The organism is Ancylothrix sp. D3o, assembly GCF_025370775.1.
Lineage (GTDB): Bacteria > Cyanobacteriota > Cyanobacteriia > Cyanobacteriales > Oscillatoriaceae > Ancylothrix.
Genome location: NZ_JAMXEX010000001.1, coordinates 715,196 through 734,227, shown reverse-complemented (window position 1 = coordinate 734,227; position 19,032 = coordinate 715,196). Strand labels below are relative to the sequence as shown.

At 45.0% G+C, this 19,032-nt stretch carries 19 protein-coding genes; 6 read left to right on the top strand and 13 right to left on the bottom strand.

From position 1 onward, the window contains the following. Window positions 1-10: 10 nt before the first annotated feature. Complete coding sequence (locus tag NG798_RS03075) at window positions 11-532, bottom strand: hypothetical protein (RefSeq protein ID WP_261220315.1); 522 nt, start codon at window positions 530-532, stop codon at window positions 11-13. Between the two features lie 543 nt (window positions 533-1,075). Between NG798_RS03075 and NG798_RS03070 the strand changes: the two genes are divergently transcribed. Next, on the top strand, window positions 1,076-1,573 hold the full coding sequence (locus tag NG798_RS03070; protein ID WP_261220314.1) for a hypothetical protein: 498 nt from the start codon (window positions 1,076-1,078) through the stop codon (window positions 1,571-1,573). Window positions 1,574-1,691: 118 nt separating this feature from the next. Here the strand turns inward: NG798_RS03070 and NG798_RS03065 are convergent, their stop codons facing one another. Further along, on the bottom strand, window positions 1,692-2,261 hold the full coding sequence (locus tag NG798_RS03065; protein ID WP_261220313.1) for a Uma2 family endonuclease: 570 nt from the start codon (window positions 2,259-2,261) through the stop codon (window positions 1,692-1,694). Between the two features lie 164 nt (window positions 2,262-2,425). Here NG798_RS03065 and NG798_RS03060 point away from each other — a divergent pair, with 164 nt between their 5' ends. Then, window positions 2,426-3,280: a lysophospholipid acyltransferase family protein gene (locus NG798_RS03060; protein ID WP_317619548.1), complete on the top strand. Its 855-nt coding sequence runs from the start codon at window positions 2,426-2,428 to the stop codon at window positions 3,278-3,280. Between the two features lie 104 nt (window positions 3,281-3,384). On the opposite strand, the gene NG798_RS03055 is transcribed toward NG798_RS03060, so the two are convergent. From NG798_RS03055 to pdhA, 11 genes are all read right to left on the bottom strand, one after another. Next, a complete protein-coding gene (locus tag NG798_RS03055) occupies window positions 3,385-4,707 on the bottom strand; it encodes an ATP-binding protein (protein ID WP_261220312.1) in 1,323 nt (440 codons plus the stop codon). Window positions 4,708-4,730: 23 nt separating this feature from the next. Next, window positions 4,731-5,033, bottom strand: a complete 303-nt coding sequence (locus NG798_RS03050) for a Dabb family protein (protein WP_261220311.1) — start codon at window positions 5,031-5,033, stop codon at window positions 4,731-4,733. 20 nt (window positions 5,034-5,053) lie between these two features. Further along, window positions 5,054-5,692, bottom strand: coding sequence for a HEAT repeat domain-containing protein (locus NG798_RS03045; RefSeq protein WP_261220310.1), 639 nt, complete (start codon window positions 5,690-5,692; stop codon window positions 5,054-5,056). Between the two features lie 167 nt (window positions 5,693-5,859). Continuing rightward, a complete protein-coding gene (locus tag NG798_RS03040; RefSeq protein ID WP_261220309.1) occupies window positions 5,860-6,693 on the bottom strand; it encodes a HEAT repeat domain-containing protein in 834 nt (277 codons plus the stop codon). Window positions 6,694-6,766: 73 nt separating this feature from the next. After that, a complete protein-coding gene (locus NG798_RS03035; RefSeq protein WP_261220308.1) occupies window positions 6,767-7,030 on the bottom strand; it encodes a phycobilisome linker polypeptide in 264 nt (87 codons plus the stop codon). Between the two features lie 117 nt (window positions 7,031-7,147). After that, entirely contained in the window at window positions 7,148-8,008 is an 861-nt protein-coding gene (locus tag NG798_RS03030) for a phycobilisome linker polypeptide (RefSeq protein ID WP_261220307.1), read from the bottom strand. Between the two features lie 212 nt (window positions 8,009-8,220). Beyond that, a complete protein-coding gene (gene cpcA / locus NG798_RS03025) occupies window positions 8,221-8,709 on the bottom strand; it encodes a phycocyanin subunit alpha (protein WP_261220306.1) in 489 nt (162 codons plus the stop codon). 77 nt (window positions 8,710-8,786) lie between these two features. After that, complete coding sequence (locus NG798_RS03020) at window positions 8,787-9,305, bottom strand: phycocyanin subunit beta (RefSeq protein WP_261220305.1); 519 nt, start codon at window positions 9,303-9,305, stop codon at window positions 8,787-8,789. 1,132 nt (window positions 9,306-10,437) lie between these two features. Continuing rightward, a complete protein-coding gene (locus NG798_RS03015; protein ID WP_261220304.1) occupies window positions 10,438-10,770 on the bottom strand; it encodes an FkbM family methyltransferase in 333 nt (110 codons plus the stop codon). A gap of 12 nt (window positions 10,771-10,782) precedes the next feature. Beyond that, window positions 10,783-11,106: an FkbM family methyltransferase gene (locus NG798_RS03010; protein ID WP_261220303.1), complete on the bottom strand. Its 324-nt coding sequence runs from the start codon at window positions 11,104-11,106 to the stop codon at window positions 10,783-10,785. Between the two features lie 498 nt (window positions 11,107-11,604). Continuing rightward, window positions 11,605-12,639, bottom strand: coding sequence for a pyruvate dehydrogenase (acetyl-transferring) E1 component subunit alpha (gene pdhA, locus NG798_RS03005; RefSeq protein ID WP_261220302.1), 1,035 nt, complete (start codon window positions 12,637-12,639; stop codon window positions 11,605-11,607). Between the two features lie 350 nt (window positions 12,640-12,989). On the opposite strand from pdhA, the gene NG798_RS03000 reads away from it, so the two are divergent. The 4 genes from NG798_RS03000 (at window position 12,990) to NG798_RS02980 (ending at window position 18,991) form a co-directional block, all read left to right on the top strand. Beyond that, the gene (locus NG798_RS03000) at window positions 12,990-15,347 is read left to right on the top strand and encodes an IMS domain-containing protein (RefSeq protein WP_261220301.1); all 2,358 of its coding nucleotides are present in this window, start codon (window positions 12,990-12,992) and stop codon (window positions 15,345-15,347) included. A 554-nt stretch (window positions 15,348-15,901) separates the two neighbouring features. Next, the gene (locus tag NG798_RS27965; protein WP_317619547.1) at window positions 15,902-17,659 is read left to right on the top strand and encodes a DUF4912 domain-containing protein; all 1,758 of its coding nucleotides are present in this window, start codon (window positions 15,902-15,904) and stop codon (window positions 17,657-17,659) included. Window positions 17,660-17,951: 292 nt separating this feature from the next. Beyond that, window positions 17,952-18,515 (top strand): YbjN domain-containing protein, encoded by a 564-nt coding sequence (locus NG798_RS02985; RefSeq protein WP_261220300.1) that lies wholly within the window; start codon window positions 17,952-17,954, stop codon window positions 18,513-18,515. Window positions 18,516-18,598: 83 nt separating this feature from the next. Then, a complete protein-coding gene (locus NG798_RS02980; protein WP_261220299.1) occupies window positions 18,599-18,991 on the top strand; it encodes a DUF2358 domain-containing protein in 393 nt (130 codons plus the stop codon). Window positions 18,992-19,032: the final 41 nt, after the last annotated feature.

The following is a 19,032-nucleotide window of genomic DNA, read 5'->3' as shown; positions in this document are numbered from 1 at the left end:
GGTGCCGGTTTTAACCGGCACTTAAATCGATTTGTACAAGCGCCTCCAAAGGTATCCCTAGTGCGTCTGCTATTTGCTCATCGCTTAAGCCAAATTGTCGGAATTTATTAATGCTTTCAAGGTTAATTTGAGGCGGTTTGTGCTGTGGCGAGTTAGGAGTTAGAGGCGGGGTTTTGTGTGGGGTTGCTGTTGAACTATCGGGGCATTTGTTGAGAGAAGCTATATTTACAGTATTTTTATTACGACTATTTTTATTCCCTAAGTTTATATGAACATTTATTTGCCGTTCTAAGACTGATTCGAGATTACTTCTCCTAACTTTTTCGCCAAACACTTCGGATAATATTTGTAAAAGTTCGTGACTGGTTTTTTTTATATGTTTTTCACTGTAACCGTAGGTTTCCCCAATCTGTTGATATTTTTGTCGGTTTAGGATGCCGGTGATAATTCGACGCTGAATATCGTTGAGATGTTTATTCTTTATTTGGTAAACAGCGTCATCGACAAACTGCAATATCTGAGGAATTTCCATCGGTTAAAATTGGGATAATTTTGATTATTGTACCCAACTTTTCCCAACCTTTTCCACCTTTTTCCACCTTCTCTCAGAATTTTATAAAATCCCAACTTTTTCCAACTTTTGCCAACTTTTCAAGCCTTGTCTTTTTGAGCTATCCAGCTATCATATAGGTTATACAAAAGCGGTTTCAGTAAAAATTAAGGGGAAAAAGTGGCCCAAAGCGTTAGAAATTTGAATTCAGATACTCAAGTACATGACATTATTGGCAAGTTGGAATTTGCTTTTGGGCTTGGCTTGCTGTGGGAGATGGAGAAAATCATCTTTAAGCGATAAAATTGGGCCTCTGATCAGGGAGAGGACAAAAAAGGTAAAATTTTGTAACAAATTTAAGGCTTTTCGGCTGATGATAGGGTTTTTGTGAGCGTTTAGTGCCGGTTAGGCTGTTCGGAATATAAGCGGTTGGTAGATAAATGCTCATATAGTTTCAATCTTAGCTTTTGCGGTTCCATTGATGCTTATTATATCCATTCTTTCTTATATTAAAAAACTACAACAATGAAAGCTAATTCAATCCCGCAGATCAGCGGTAATACTGGTAAACTTGTCGGCGTAGTGGCCGTCCAAACCAATGGCAGCCTAACTATAAAACTTGTCGGCGACACTCTACAAACTAAATCTGAAGAATTTTTTGGATTAGAAACTAAAGAAATCGTCGTTCCGATTCAAGATGTCAAAGGAGTTGAAATTGGAGAAGGCTGTACTTGGTCGCTATTTTGGTTAGCAATCCCTACCGTCTTCCTCTTCGCCTCCTTGCCGATGATCTCCAATTTGGCCTTTATTGGTATTATCTTCATTGTTTTAGCCCTTATTATCAAACAGCGCTATATTGCCATTTATACCACTAGAACTACTCTGATTTTGTTCTATCAAAAATCGGAACGGGTAGAACAATTTAGAAGTGCTGTTATAGAAGCTTGTCGTCCGAAACCTATTTCTATTTCTCGACCTTCTCCGCCTCCGCTTCCGCCACCGCCACATTCTTTGCCAAAGTAAGCCACCGGTTGAAACCGGCGTCTACATGAAATAAGTCCTAACGGACTAGAAAATCAAATTCTCTTCAACCCCGGAGGGATTTTATTCCTGTTTCAACCGGCACCATCAACCGGCACCATCAACCCCCACTACCCAAAACCTCATCCACCCCAAACTCCACATCTGAAAAAGCAGAAACCCCCACCCTATCCCCCCGAAAAAACTTCAAAACCTCCTCATATTTCCCCCCCAAAGGATGCCGGTAAACCTCCAAACACTCCCCCTGAATATCCACCAACCAAACCTCACAAATACCCGCATCAGCATACAAAGGAATCTTCACCTCCCTATCAAACTCAACCGTCGTATCCGCCACCTCAACCAACAAAAAAATATCCCTTACTTGCGGATGTCCCGACTCATAAAAATCCTCACGAAATCGCAACCAACAAACATCAGGCTGAGGTTGAGAAACATCATTTAACTCCACCGCATCTTGAATGCCAACTAAAACTTTATCCCCTAATCTTTCATAAAAAACTTTATTTAAACGACTCCTACAAGCAGCCTCTCTTCTGCCAACCGGCGCCATCTCAACAATTTCTCCCCGAATTAACTCCACCCTATCATATTTTGTCAGTATTCCCGCCTCAACCATGCGATTAAAATCCCTTACAGTAAACAATTTTCTCATCAAATTAATCGCCATAATCAACACCTATCCCTCAAATAAACAACCCACAATCGCCACACATACATTATAAAACAGCCCAAATAGTATTTCCAAAACTCATCAAAACAAAAAACCTCTCCACCCAACCACCACAACATGAGATGATAATTACCTGTGGTGTGAAAAATCCTTAAAAAATCGTGGCAGAAAACCTGATTTCTCGCAAACCCTTTGATGGTTGGTCATTAGACGAACGAGATCCCAACGTCATAAAAGCATTCCTACCCATTTGGGGATGGCTTTACGACCATTATTTTCGCGTCAAAACCGACGGCTGGGAAAACATACCCGACAACAACAAAATGCTCATTGTCGGTTCCCACAACGGCGGTTTAGCTGCACCCGATATGTTCATGTTTATGTATGACTGGTTTCGCCGCTATGGAACCGACCGGCCCGCCTACGGATTAATGCACCCCACCGTCTGGAAAGTTGTACCAGAAATTGCTCGTTTAGCTGTTAATTGTGGTGCCATTCAAGCACATCCAAAAATGGGCATCGCCGCCTTACAAAAAAATGCTGCCGTACTCGTTTATCCTGGTGGTGCTGAAGACGTTTTTCGCCCCTACAATTTGCGTGATCAAATCTATTTTGCCGGCAGAAAAGGCTTTATTAAATTAGCCTTAAGAGAAGAAGTCCCTATCGTTCCAGCTATCTCCACCGGCGCCCACGATACTCTCTTAGTATTAGCAGATTTCTACGAATATGTAAAGCAACTTCACGAGTGGGGAATGCCTTGGTTATTTAATGTCGATCCTGTCGTTTTTCCCATTTATTTGGGTTTACCTTGGGGGTTAAGTCTGGGCCCTTTACCGAATTTTCCTTTGCCGGTTTCTATTCATACGCGGGTTTGTCCTCCTATTGTTTTTGAAAGATATGGTCGCAAGGCTGCCGCTGATCGGGATTATGTTAATGCTTGTTATGAGAAGGTTCGCTTTGTTATGCAGCGGGAGTTGGATTTTTTAACCGCAGATGTTAGGCGTAGCCGCGCGTAGCGCTACGCAGATGAACGCAGATGAATGGGATGGGTTTTTTGTTTGAGAAATGATTTTTTAATGACGAGTGGGAGGGGCAAGATGCCCGTCCTTCTACGGGTTTTTTATGGGTTTTTACTCATTTCTATTTCGGCGGTGAGAAAGTCTACAAATTGTCTTGCTGTACGCCCCGACCGGCCATTATGACGAGTTGCCCATTGTAGGGCACGCGGTTTAATTTGTTCCCAGGAAAGAGGGATATTTGCTTGTTCTGATAAATGCTGAACAATGGTTAAATATGTGTCTTGATTGGCCGGTTCAAAGGTTAAAGTTAATCCAAATCTATCACTAAATGACAGTTTTTCTTGCACGGTATCCCAAGCGTGAATTTCATCACTATCTTTCGGACGAGGCCGGTCATCAAAAAATTCGCGGATTAAATGACGCCGGTTTGATGTTGCATAAACTACCACATTTTGCGGTCTTGCGGTTAAACTTCCTTCTAAAACTACTTTTAAAGATTTAAAGGCATCATCGTCTTCTTCAAAGGAAAGATCATCAACAAAAATAATAAATTTCTGTGGTACATTCCTTAACTTTTCCACAATAAGCGGTAAGTCTTTTAAATCCGCTTTAGAAACCTCAATCAACCTTAAACCGCGTTCGCCATACTCATTTAACAACGCCTTTACTAAAGAAGATTTCCCACTTCCCCGACTTCCATAAAGCAAAACGTGCAAAGCAGGAAAACCGGCCAGCAAAAACTCCGTATTCTTCAATAATGCTTCTTTTTGTAATTCATAGCCGGTTAAATTCTCCAATCTAACAACATCAGGATTTTTAATACTTACAAACTCGCCTGCCTGCCAGCGAAAAGCTATATATTGAGCAAAAATTCCTGTTCCATATTGTCGGTAATATGCTGCTAACTTTTCCACCGTATCTGCCCAGCTTTTAGAACTTCGCAAAATCTCCATCATTCTTGCTTTTGGAGTCTCAGGATTTTGCAACGGTTCATCAGGCCAAAAAACCGGCACATTCTCTAAATTAAAAACGCCTTGCACCCACCGACTCACCTCTTCACAGGTGCATTCATATAAACTTTGTAGGGCTTCTAAATCATGCTTTGCTGCCGCAATTAATGGGGCTGGAATCTCCCTAAAATCCGCCTTTTGGGCTTGGAAACTAAAGGGGTTTTCATCTATCAAAATTTGCCCCATTAAATAGTTTTGCCAGCTTATATTTTCCGCCGCCAGTGCCCGAAAAAAACTGCCATAAGCTTGCAAACACTGATTTTTATCTGGGTTCAGTTGTTGCAGAAAACTCAAAAAATTTAAAAAACTTTGACCCATCTCACCGCTGCACACGCCTTGATAAAGTAACAGCGACGCAGCACAGCCGTTTAAATTTTCAACAGAAAGAATAGTCGGAGTTTTTGGCATTAACATAAAAAAATCCCGGTGAGACAGTCTCACACTTCATAATCAACCACAGCCCGATCACTGACAATTTCCCCAATAAAATCTTTACACTTCTCATGTTCGGGATGCACCTGATAAGCACTCAAATCTTCCAAACTTGCAAACTCTGAATAAAGCACCACATCAAAACCAGCCGGTGACTCCAACACATTAAACCCAACTTCCAAAGCTTTAATTTCCGGAATAACCCCGATTAAAGCTTCTAACATTTCCTTTATTTTGACTGCATTTTCAGCCTTGCTAACACCTTCCGCCTCATCTTTTAACCGCCACATCACAATATGTTTAATCATTGTTTTTTCTCCTCATAACCTCAAAATCCGCAGTTTTTCATCGCCCACAAAGCGCGAGCACGAACTGCCATTACACTATCAGTTAAAGCAATTTTTTCTAACTGCATTTTCAGATCATTAAACCACACCGGCTGATCAGATTTTACCGCCGCAGCCAACCCCTCTAACCCGACAACACCGGCATACCTGACAACCCACTCCGGATCTTGACAAACAAGTGCAAGTGTGCTGTGCGTCTGCGTTTGGGCCTCAGCGCGAGCCGGTGCCGGCAACTTCTCCCAGCGCAAATTTCCCAACCCTCTCGCAGCGGCGCGGCGCACACTCAACGCAAAATCGCTTTCTGCGGCCACTAGCAGCAATTCTAAGCCACGCGGATCGCCAATACCGGCGAGGGCACGCACCGCCCAAGAACGCGCCCCATAATTGTAACCATCGAGGCATTCTAAAATTTGCTCTGCTGCCGGTTCTCCCATTGCAATCAGTCCATCAACCGCAGCAACGGCGGCGCCTGGGTTGTTATAGCCTAAAACTTTTATTAAAGTTGGAATTCCTGCCGGATCTTTTGTTTCAGCCAGTGCTTTAACTGCTCGAAATAATCCATCCGCTGAATAGGCTTCTTCAACGGCTTCTATTAATTTTTGGATTTGATCATTTGTCATTTTTTGGAAATTTTAACCGCAGATGAACGCAGATTAACGCAGATGTTTTTTTATAGATATTTTTATTAGAATTACATATTTTTGTAATAACTTTTCCTGTTTCCCTCGCTCTTCGGCGCGCTAGGGGGGATTGTTAAGGGTGTAGTTTTCCCTCTCGCCCTTTTATATCACAACAGCGAATCCATCAAACTCATTACCCGTATTGCTTCATCGGAAAGTTTTGGCAATTCTGTCTCTTCAGTTTCTAAAGTATTTTCAAGAATTCCTTTAAGTGCCATAATTTTAATACTATTTTCGGCGAAAGTTTCGGCAATTGCCTCAGCCGCAGGCAAATAACCAATTGCTCCTAAATCCATTAAAGCTGACCGGCGCAATTGTAATTCTTTTCCTTGCAATGCTTCCACCAATCGATTGCCATAACTCACATCCTTTGTAAGTTGATACATCGCCCGCGCTGCCGCATATTGCACCCGCTTAACCGGATGTTCGACAAAAGGTTTTATTAAGTCGATAGCCTCTTTGGCGTCGAGGGTTCCTAATGCTTCTAAAACGGCATCATAAGGTTCTGCTAAATGCGGTTTTCCCGGCACCTGTACCGCCGCCTCTACTCCCCCGGAAAGCAACCCCATAAGCGCCGGAATGCAAGATTGATTACCCAACATTTCTAACGCCTGTGCGGCTGCTTCCCGTAAGTAGTAGTCGGAACTTTCCAAACAGCCAATCAAAGCCGGTACAGCGCAGTGGTTTCCCAGCTTGCCCAAAGCTCGCGCAGCATTACGCCGTAAAGGATAGCCACCATCCTCTGTGCGATCAGACTCATCCTCTAGCGCCGCCAGCAAAGCTTCTATGGCTGCCGGTTCGCTGACTCGAAATCTACCCAGCCACCAAGCCGCATAATATCTTAAACCTGTATCATCGCCTTGCAGGTTTTTAATTGCCTGTTCAGTGGTTAAAGGTTCTCCACCATTTTCTGGCGGTGTCGGTTCAAACTCTTCGCGCATTTGGCACTGGTGATTAGCTATTGGAAATTGGGAATTTTTTTAAAGATTTGCCAGAAAGCAAATACTTTTTTGTCTACTCTTCAGACGAGTTATGAGAAACTTCGTCGCCGTTGATGGCTGTAATATTGACAATTTTGCCACCCAAACGAGTAATCCGCTGCATTTCTTCATTCATTTTGCTATAGGGAACCGTGATAAACACGCTGCCACTATTGCGGATGGGGAAATTTCTTTTATCGGTTTGATCGTTTTGTGCTAAACCGACCACTTCATAGCGATAATACCGGCTTGCAGAAAGGCTATTACTTGCCTTACCGTATGCAGCTTGACCTAGCATATTTGTATCTCCTTAACGGGTGTACTTAAAACAATGGTTTTGAATTTTGAGTTTTTAATTCTGAGTCATTTTTGACCCAAAGCTCAAAACCCAAAACTCAAAACTCGACGTTATTTCTTAAGCAGTGGTGACGCTAGCAATTTTGCCGCCTTGGCGGAGAATTTGCTGTAGCTTTGTGGTTAACTGGCTATAGGGAACAAGGAAGCTGGCGGTACTACGGCGGACACCTTTGGTGTTTGACCAGGTGACTTCTAGGCGGTAGACTTTGCCGTCTTCCCCGAAACCAACAAATGCTCCACCCAAAGCTGTGTTTGGTGTAGAGTCACTGCTAGAGCGGTAGGCCCAACCATTGGCAGTGCCAGAAGGCGCAACCACAGCCGAGGCACGGTTTTGTCCCAGTTCGCGGGCCAAGCGAGTTTTGCTACCTTCTAGTTGAGCGCGGTCGCTGTTGGCATAGCCACGATACAACCGGAACATCCGGGTAAACCCTACGGTTTTTTGGCCTGTTTGGGTTTGGAAACCGCGATAATAAGGGACGATATTTTCGCCAAAATTGTCTTGATATTCTTGAGAGTCGATATAGGAATCGATCTCGGCATCAAACCCTTGGGTTTCGTAAATGTCGAGGTGTTCAATTACCTCAGACTCATCGTAAGGAGCACGACCTAGCAAGTGCTTGGTGTTCAGTTCGATGACGCGGGTTTGAAAATTGTTGTAGAGAAATTTGGTCTTGTAAAGTTCAGATTTTGCAACAGAACGCACGAATTCTCGCACGGTGATGCTGCCATTTTTGAGCAGCGATTCCGCAGAGACAAGACGCTCGGAAGCCATGATGTAATCGTTGCCCAAAACTTGCCGGTAGACAGCGCGAATTACCGCTTCAACATCTTCCGCTGACCTGTTTGAACGCAGTTCTACACGGGGGGCATCCAAAAATGCGGAGGTTCCCAAACGGGCTCCTGCTGTTGTAATAGCCATTTAATAATCTCCCAACACTAACAACCGTTTACAGCAATCTCTCTGTGTTTTTCCAGCTTTTTTACCAGCCTTGAAACTGTAGATATACAAAGATGCCCGGAGAGGTAAACAACTACTAGCCTTGCGCTAGCACCTGCCTACCTACCCGGACATCCGTTGTCGGACTAAGCATTAGACTTTAGCCCGCGCTCGACGCTCTGGATAACCGTTAATTAGCTCAGGGCGTTGATAGCGTAGTCGATGTAGGTGTTAGCTTCGGTAGCGGCTTGGCCAGACAAACCATGATTGGATTTGACGTACTTGAGGGCTTCAATGTACCAGCTAGGAGACAATTCAAAGGTGCTGTTGATTTCTGCCAAACCAGCAATCAAGTATTCATCCATCGGGCCGGTTCCACCAGCAACCAAGCAGTAAGTGACCATACGGAGGTAGTAGCCGATGTCACGAGCACACTTGTCTTTGCCGGTTTGGGTAGAGGCGTAGTTGGAGCCTTGCATTTGGGTGGTGTACGGGAATTTGTTGTACACGGCTTGTGCGGCACCGTTGATCAAGCTTTGAGCGTTGTTGGTCAAAGCGCGAGCAGCTTCCATGCTAGCAGCGGCGCGTTTGAAACGACCGTCAACGGCTTGCAATTCGGTGTTGCCCAAAAAACGGCCTTGTGTATCGGCAGCAGAGATGGCTTCGGTAATAGGGGTTTTCATTGTCTCGGTATCTCCTGAATGGTTTTCCTACACAGTTACAGTCAATTTAAAAAGTTTGAGCCTACGACTTCAGGCAATTAGCCCACAGCAGAGGCAGCACGATCAAAGTAGCTTGCCAACTCAGACATCAAGGCACTGCAATCACCAGGGGTGACTCCAGCCGGATCGTTAGCAACTTTGAGAGCAGCTTCTTTCATTTTTTGAACGCCGGTAGCTACAGAACCACCAGGAACGCCCAAAGCTTGGTAGGTTTCACGAAGACCATTCAAGCAACGATCATCGAGAACGCTTGCATCACCAGCAATTGCTGCGTAGGTGACATAGCGCAAGATGATTTCCATGTCGCGCAAGCAAGCAGCCATGCGACGGTTGGTGTATGCGTTTCCACCTGGTTGAATTAACTGAGGCTGTTCTGCGAACAAAGCGCGTGCGGCAGAAGAAACGATGGTGGAAGCGTTGCTGGTGATCCGGTTTACGGTATCCAGACGCTTGTTGCCTTCTTTGACCAAGTTGGACAGTGCATCAAATTGAGCGCTGCTCAGGAACTCACCACGAGCATCAGCTTGAGCGACAACCTTGGAAAATGCATCTAGCATGGACTCTATCTCCTAAGTAGATTGGTCTTTTTTTTGGTTTGTATCTGTTTTGCTTTCAGCCATCTTTAGCTGCATTACCAGCCTAGAAGTGTTTGGGACAGACTTGGCCTAAACTTTGGCTTTTGCCGGTCTTAAATGCTGATTCACTTCTTGTTTTTAAGCATATCAACATTTAAGCATTTTTGGGGAAAAATTTTTACTTTTTTTTGACAATTTCTTTCCTTGTTTTTCAAGGTCAGAATTTTTTAGAGTGGGCAATCACGTCGCGCTTTTTGGCACGACTTTTTGCTTCTCTAGGCTATGTCACTCGCCTTGGTTTTTTTCTCCTCTACGGAATCAAAAAACCTCTCGACAAACCACTCCCTTGCATGAGTTTCTGTTACGCTTTCCTCGCCTTCTGTTGCTTTTCCCTCTATTTCCCGCTTTTCGCAAACGGCTATTTCAGGATGCCAACAGCTTTAATCGGCTAGGTCTTGCTTCACAGTCTCTTTCACAAGCTTTTATGACTGTACCAAGTTTTATGAGAATTTGTAAAACTTGGTCGGATCATTTTTTTTGCCTGTGGTCTGCCGTTTCAACCCTTCCGGTTATTTTTATACACTGCTATTGCTCGGCTTTTTATTAAGTTTTGTAAAATTTATTCAGTTTTTATATTTTTTTAATATTTCCCAGTTTTTACCTAAGCAATTGTACTCAATCAACTCTGCACTTTCTCAAAGTTACCCTCCCCATTTGCCTTCGCCAAACTCTCCGTCAATACCAAGCACAAAGAGAGTTTCCAGCACTTTTCTTACCGCCAGCTAACCACCACCCATGATTTGATCCCACACTTAATCCCAAGGTTAGACCGGCAACAATACTTCATAATTAGCTCCTCCTCTCTATATCTATCTATAGATAGATGTCCTAATAAACAAAAATCTGATTTCTCCCACACCCACACGCAGCCCTCCCCTAATACCTTTTTTTCTCAGCCAGCTTGTAACAATTTGTAATAAATTAATTTTTTTATAGTATAGCCCGACCGTCTATTAATTTAACCAGACAGGCGACTTTATAAAGAAACTGCCTGTCTTCAACCTATGTCTGAGGAAAACCAGATTTTTCCGGGGTTTATTGATGTTGTTAGCGTCTAACGGTTTTTATTTATAAACACCGCATCAAAATATTCCACCACTCCCGAAGGCATTTTTGCTTGATCAATCATTCCCACAAAACAAAACCCCTTAGAAACCAAAAGGCGATATATCATATCAAAACTTGCTTGATCCTCATAAACTGGCATCATAGAAACTTCGACAATACAAGCCAGCACAGAGTCTAAAAAGCTTAGAGCACCTTCTAAAACCTTATATTCATAACCCTGGACATCAATTTTAATTAAAATATCCTCTTTAATATTGAGACTAGGAGTAATATAATCCAAAGTAACCTGAGAAACCTCCACAACTTCTTGATAAGCCAAAATTGGATAAGATTATGCACAGCTATCAGTAGTTTTTAACACCGAAGAAGACAAAGTAAAGTAGGGATGTTTATTAAACTTAACGGTGGTATTTTCATCACCTACAGCCAGATTATAAGCCTTAATTTTAGAAGAACCCTCAGCAAAACGCTTTAGCTTAGAAAAAGCAGTATCGACCGGTTCAAAAGCGTAAATATTCGCATTCGGGAAAAGTTGATGTAGTTTTTTAGTAGATTGACCATTATTTGCCCCGATATCAAAAATAGTTTGGATGGGGTATTCAGTTAAACCAAGCAATCGATTATCCCAATTTGTAATCGACTGTTTTTTTGTCAAAAACTCTCCTAAAGCATTAGAAATTAGAGGAAAAAGATATTGGTATTTTGCGGGAAGAGTTTTAGGGAATTCATTAAATAGAAAAGATGAAAATTTTTCATATCTTAATTTTTGAAATTAAGTAAATTTAATAGATAAGTAGAACCACTTAATTATTTGTAGGATGGGTAGAGCGTAAGCGAAACCCATCAAAGCCTGGAGAGTGTTGGGTTTCGTTCCTCTACCCAACCTACATTACACTTTTAGTGTAATTAAGTAAATTTAATAGATAATAGCATTGGTAGTGATGAAGTGCAACAGAGAGACCCCCAGCACCCGTAAAAAGGGATACACGCAGCAGCCCCAAAAAGGGGGAAATAACGAACAGAAAAAAAGAGGCCGATCAGAGTCTTTTTTCGCCATATCTAACAGAGCAAAAAAAAGAGGGGAAAACCTAAAAGATCCCCTCCAAACTGGTAGAGACAGAGCAAAATAACCGGCCTCTAAAAAACAAACAAATTACTCATCCTCAGCAAAAATATATTTGTAGAGGTCACGCGGATCAGGTTCAGGACTTTCTTCAGCAAACTTCACCGCATCATCAACAACCGCCTGAATTTTGCGATCAATAGCCGTTAACTCATCAGCAGGAACCAAATTTTGCTCAGTCAAATAAGCCGAAAAACGCTTAATGGGATCGCGGGGGAACCAATACTCTTTTTCTTCCTTAGAACGCAACTCATCAGGATCAGCCAAAGAGTGACCCCGGAAACGGTAAGTCAGCGCCTCAATTAAAGTTGGCCCCTCACCGGCCCGCGCCCGTGCAACCGCTTCTTTAGCCACAGAATAGACAGCCAGCACATCCATGCCATCAACTTCTACACCAGGCATCCCAAAAGCCGGCCCCTTCTTGAAAATTTCCGGTTCAGAAGTTGCCCGTTCGTGGGACATACCAATAGCCCACTTATTGTTTTCCACCACAAACAAAATCGGCAAATTCCAAAGCGCCGCCATATTCAAGCACTCGTAAAACTGACCATTATTGCAAGCGCCATCGCCAAAGAAACAAGCCGTCACTTGATCGGAAGTTTCATCACCCATTGCTTCGCGGCGGTACTTGTTTTGAAAAGCCACACCCGTCGCAACCGGAATGCCTTCGGCGACAAAAGCATAACCACCGAGTAAGCGGTGCTTAGAAGAGAACATGTGCATAGAACCGCCGCGTCCCTTGCTACAGCCGGTTTCCTTGCCGAATAATTCTGCCATCACTTCCCGCGCCGGCACCCCAGCACTCAAAGCGTGGACGTGATCGCGGTAGGTGCTCGAAACATAATCCTCACCCGGACGCATGGCTCCCAGAATACCGCTTGATACAGCCTCTTGGCCGTTGTAGAGGTGGACAAAACCGAACATTTTGCCTCGATAGTACATTTCAGCGCACTTGTCTTCAAACAAGCGCCCTAAAACCATATCCTCGTAAAGGCGTAGTCCTTCCTCTTTAGTGATTTTTGCCGAACTTGTGTCAAATGCCGGTACAGCGCGTTCCCCAATCATTATCGTGTGCGTCCTTTGAATAATACTCAAAACTCAGGCTGAATTTCTGTACAATTGCCGTTTCCAAACAAAACCGGCAAATTCCTCAGATGCAAGTCTGGCAAACTGTAGTTTAAACGACATAGCAACCCGCCAGAGCAACCCTTGTTAGTAAATTGTTTGAACTTATATTATCTTGTAGGAAAGGCGCTTTTAAACTTATAAAGCCTCGCTTTCAACCAAGGAAGCCAGCTTGAGCGCGTCCTTCTCAGGCGTGGTCAAGACGCGACTAAGGGGCCGGTGAAAGCAATTTTTGGTATGGATGCCTTATCATTAGGGATCAATTTCAGACTACTGCTGGGGAAGTGACTGTGCGTATCCCACTCGATTATTACCGAATTTTAGGCTTACCGATTCAGGCCACTGCCGAACAATTGCAGCAGGCTCATCGTGACCGTTCCGTGCAACTACCGCGACGGGAATATTCAGAAGTGGCGATAGTCGCTCGTAAACAGCTAGTTGATGAAGCTTATAGCGTTCTCAGTGACCCGGAACAGCATCAAGCTTATGATGCTGGATTTCTCTCAAAAACTTACGAATTAAACAGCGTCATTGCCAACTCAGCACGGCCATCAGAAAACGCCAATGGCCCCTCTGCCGCTGTCAGCGAGAATGGATATCACTCTGGCTCCGACACACATACTCCCACTATTGATATTGAAGATAAGCAACTGGTGGGGGCGCTGTTGATTTTGCAGGAGTTGGGAGAATATGAACTGGTATTGAAACTTAGCCAACCTTACTTGAGTAATGGCCGGTTTAAATTAAAATTGGGCCAATTGGGTGAACCGCAACTTGTAGGGCCAGATATAATTTTAACGGTCGCCCTGGCGCTGCTGGAATTAGGCCGAGAACAATGGCACGGCGGTCAGTATGAAAATGCAGCCGCATCACTGGAAACCGGCCAAGATTTGCTACTTAGTGAAGGTTTATTTCCGATACTGCGAGGTGAAATGCAGGCAGATTTATACAAACTGCGTCCTTATCGCATTCTGGAACTGCTGGAGGAATCGGGATCTCAACCAACTGAACGCCGCAAGGGTTTACAACTTTTGCAAGATATGCTGACAGAACGCGGCGGAATTGATGGCAGTGGCGATGACCAGTCGGGGTTGAGTGTTGATGACTTTTTGCGGTTTATTCAGCAGTTGCGCTCTTTGCTGACGGTGGAAGAACAGCAAAATTTATTTGAAGCTGAAGCTCGCCGGCCTAGTGCGGTGGGGACTTATTTAGCGGTTTATGCTTTGATTGCACGCGGGTTTTTTGAGAGACAACCGGCTTTAATTCGGCAAGCGAAGTTGATGTTACAGCGTCTAGGCAAGCGCCAAGATGTGAATTTGGAAAAAGCTATCTGTGCGATGCTTTTGGGTCAAACAACCGAGGCTTCACAGTCGCTGGAATTGAGTCAAGAATACGAAACGCTGGATTTTATTCGCCAAAATTCATTATCGTCACCAGATTTGTTGCCCGGTCTTTGTTTGTATGGGGAACGTTGGTTACAGGATGAGGTTTTTCCGCATTTTCGGGATCTGGCGGGGACTGAGGTTTCGCTAAAAGATTATTTTGCCGATGTTGGCGTCCAGGCTTATTTGGAAACGCTGCCGACACAAGAGGAAGAGGCGGCTTTTGAGTGGTTTCCTGTGCAGTCGGTGTTGACACCGGTTCCCAAGGTTCTCGAAGCTAGGGCGGTGCCAACTGTTGAGCCGGAGGTGGCGGTGGCTTCTCGGTCAGTATCTCCCTCGCTCAGAGCTTCGTCGTCTGATGGTGTTTCGGCTTTGCCGGATTCGAGTATGAATTTGGCGACCGAGCCAGACAATGAGCAAAGTGCATCGCGATCCCAGCGCACACCTTCACCGTCTCTGGCGTTACCACCGACGATGGCTGTGTCAACAACGAATTTAGGAACTGCTCCACCGGCCCAACGAGTCACACCAACGGCCAGCCGCAGTAGCAGTTCGGCAGAGCGCCGTAATTCCAGAATACGCAGTGGGGGAACAACTGAACGACCGGCACCGGAAGCGGGACGACAAAACCGCCGGTCTTGGCAGCGATCTACAACCACATTGCTGCAATCTTTGAAGATGGATCGGTTGGTTCTGTTGGGTCTGGCTGCTGTGGTGGGCTTGGGGTTGCTTTGGTTTTTGACTTCGGCTACTTGGGGGTTGTTGGCTGGTTTGTTAAGGGGGGGTTCTGGCCCGACTTTGGCAAAAGATCAGCCGGCGGTGAGATTGGATGGGCCGCCGGTGCCGATTCCAAAGCTAGAGGCTGACCTGCTGGCAGCCGAGGGGCCGCTAACTGAACCTGTGGCGCAGCGTGCGGTTGAGACTTGGTTTTCTGTGAAACGAGATGCTTTAGGGCCAAATCACGCTGTGGGCCGGTTGGGGGAAATTTTGACCGGGCCGGCTTTGGCAAAGTGGCAACAGTGGGCTAATGAAGCTAAGCAAAGTAATTCTTACCAAAAGTACAAGCACAGTTTGTCTGTGAAGTCTGTTGATCCGAGTAAGGATGATCCGAATCGCGCTAAGGCTGAAGCTTCCGTCAGCGAAGCGGTGGAAATTTTCGAGGGGGGTAAGTTGGCGGATCAGCGTGATGACAACATGGTTGTTCGCTATGATTTGGTTCGCAAGGATGGCCGGTGGCGTATTCAAGATTGGGAGGTCGTTCGCTAGAAAGTTGTTAGATTGGGGATCTTTTTTGTCAAGATGTCCCATCTACTGCTTCTATCGAAACCTGGTGTCGGCAAAGACGCTGGGTTTTTTGATTTTCGGTTGATTAATTTGGGCAGCTTTCTTGTCTACGGCGCTGAATGTCAGCAAATTTTGATATTTCCTGCCGCCCCGGTCGGGATCAAGCGTGGCTTTTTGTCATGGTTTGATAACAAAGTGATCCCACTTTTGCCTGTAAATGCGTAAAAGTGCCTAGAATAAGGCTAAGAAACACTTGACCGAACTGGGGCTTTTGAGCAACATATAAGTTAACTTGTCGATCCCCGCGATTCCAAAAAGATGCTGTGGTCGAGCATTTTAGGGAGTTAAAAAGGTAAGGAAACAGCGCCCGCTTTTGCGACGAGGTTGCCTTATTCAAGGCTTACGGATCGTAATCGTTATGACTTAATACCAGCTTGTAAGATTGCACTGCTCGCACTAGGGGAATTTTCAGACCAGGTGTTTTTTTTAAATTAACGGTGAAAGTACAGCCGTCTATTCAGTACGGAGACCAAGACATGGTAAAAGAACGTCCGCCCTTAGAAGAGATGACATTACGGCAACTTCGTAGAGTTGCAAGTGAATATGGCATCTCTCGTTATAGCCGGATGCGTAAATCGCAACTGCTGGCATCAATTCAAGAAATCGAACGTACCAAGCTTTCTGTTAATCCATCTCGTAACTTAGAGGCGCAAGAAGAAGTGGAAGCAGCAAAATTTGAACTGGGGCAAGAAGATCGGATGTCAGGGGAACTCTCGTCGGTGGATGAGGGACTGGCGGATCTGCCGGCTGGTTATGGGGAGACGCGCATTGTGCTGATGCCTCGTGACCCTCAGTGGGCTTATACCTATTGGGATATCCCCAATGACCACAAGGAAGAGTTACGTCGGCTCGGAGGCCAGCAGCTTGCTCTGCGTCTCTATGATGTGACGGATATTAATATAGAGTTCCAGCGTCCCCACAGTATCCAAGAGTATCCCTGTGATGAGCTTGCCCGCGAGTGGTATTTGCCTATCCCAGTAAGTGACCGGCATTATGTGGTGGATATTGGTTATCGCTGTGCTGATGGTCGCTGGTTGGTTTTGGGCCGGTCGGCGCGGGTTCATGTTCCGCCGGTTTATCCTTCTGATTGGATCGAAGACCACTTTATTAGTGTGGCTTGGGAAGAAGATTTACGCGGTAAAACTGTCTTGGAACTTGTTGCACCGGGGTCTAAGGTTGCTTCAGGGCCGGTTTATGAGCAAGTGTTTGGCATGGCCCAAGAGGCGGAAGCTGCACGGGTTGCCGGTTCTGTGTTTGGCTCTATGCCGCACGTCCCTGGGTCGGTTGCACCCGGTTCGGCTCAAATGGTGACAGGTTCAGGTCAAATGGTGACAGGTTCAGGTCAAATGGTGACAGGTTCAGGTCAAATGGTGACAGGTTCCGGCCAAATGGTGACAGGTTCCGGCCAAATGGTGACAGGTTCAGGTCAAATGGTGACAGGTTCAGGTCAAATGGTGACAGGTTCAGGTCAGATGGTCATGGGTTCCGGCCAAATGGTGACAGGTTCCGGCCAAATGGTCATGGGTTCCGGCCAAATGGTCATGGGTTCAGGTCAGATGGTGACTGGTTCCGGCCAAATGGTCATGGGTTCCGGCCAGATGATTCCCGGTTCAATGCACATGATTCCGGGTTCGGGTCAGATGGTGATGGGTTCAGGTCAGATGGTGACTGGTTCAGGTCAGATGGTGATGGGTTCCGGCCAAATGGTCATGGGTTCCGGCCAGATGATTCCTGGTTCAATGCACATGATTCCGGGTTCGGGTCAAATGGTGACTGGTTCGGGCCAGATGATTACTGGTTCGGGCCACATGATTACTGGTTCGGGCCACATGATGTCGGAACAGTCGCTCAGTTCTTATGTGTTCGCTTCTGGTATCGGGATGTGGGGCGTACCTACGATGTCTGGTATCAATATGTCTGGGGTTGGTTTCTCGGCTTCGGCTCCTCCGATTCGCCCCCGCGAGTTCTGGCTGATTGCGGATGCTGAACTGATTATCTATGGTGCAACTGAACCGGATGCTACGGTGACGATTGGCGGCAGCCCGATTAAACTTAATGCTGATGGGACTTTCCGCTTCCAGATGTCTTTCCAAGATGGTGTAATCGATTATCCGATTATGGCAGTGGCGGCTGATGGTGAGCAAACTCGCTCGATTCACATGAAGTTTACCCGCGAAACTCCTTCTCGGAATACGAATACGAAGGACGAGGCTGTTTTGGAATGGCTGTCTTAAATTATTGAGAGTTTTGAGTTTTAAATTAACTCTTAGCTGCAAATGAAATCTATCCCCCGACAGTTGCCGGGGGATTATTTTTTTGGATTAGGGATTTGGGATTTTAGATTTGCGATTTTTGAGGGAAGATAGAATCATCCTTATGATTGTCTGATTTGTGAAATTGCTAAGATACAATATGTTTATTCATTTTTAATTATTTTTTGGACGGAACTGATTTTTTTACGTTGTGCTATCAATGAATTAAATATGCTAAAGTGAAAATCTTGGATTTTAGGAAAATAAAATTAATATGAATTCAGAAGAAATTAATCAATCGCTTAACGAGCTTTTTGGGGAGGCGGTTCAGGTGCCGTCTGCGGGTTCTTGGCAGGTGGAAACTGATAAGTTTCGCTTGTTGGTTTTGCTTTCGGATGATGGTTCTTGGTTGCGGCTTTTAATTCCTATTGCGCCGGCGGCTGAGGCTTTGCCTTTTTTAGAGCAGCTTATGCAGTCGAATTTTGATGTTACTCAAGAGGCTCGCTATGCTATTTATGAGGATGTTTTGTGGGGTGTTTTTCAACACGCTTCGGCAAGTTTAACTGCGGCTGATTTTACGGGGGCTGTGGGCCGGTTGGTTTCTTTGCACGAACGGGGGTTATCGTCGAGTTTTAATGATTTTGTGGAGGTGCGGATTGTTCAAATTATTAAGGCGGCTAAAATGAATGGGCAATCTTTGGAGGCGACTATGCAAAGTTTGGATCGTTTTTATCAGGAGGGTTTGATGGGGGATATGGCTTCGGGGGCTGAGGCGCGGGAGGGAACTTTGGGGGCTTGGCGTTATCAATTAGAGCGTTTGTGGGGTGAGGTGGAGTAGTTTTTTAACCGCAGATGTCAAGCAGGCAGGATGCCTGCTCCACAGATGAAGAGGGATGTTTTTTAGTTTAAGTTGAGGTTTTGATGGCAAGGGAGATTGTTGAGGTTTTGAGGGATGATTATTTGCGGTTTCCTGAGAATCAAAGTTTTGATATTTATGCTGAGGATGTTTTTTTTAAAGATCCTTTGAATGAGTTTCGGGGGGTGAAACGTTATCGGGAAATGATTGGGTTTATTCAAAGATGGTTTGTTGATACGAAGATGGATTTGTATGAGATTGAGCAAGAGGGTGAGAAGATTTTAACTCGCTGGAGGTTGAGTTGGAATGTTCCTTTGCCTTGGAAACCTCGGATATCTATTTCGGGTTGGAGTGAGTTAAAGGTTAATGGGGAAGGTTTGATTGTTTCTCACGTTGATTACTGGGATTGTTCGCGGTGGGATGTGGTGAAGCAACTGTGGTTTGGAAAAAACCGCTAAAGTAAGAAGGTGTTATTTTTTTTAAAAGAGGGGTTTACACA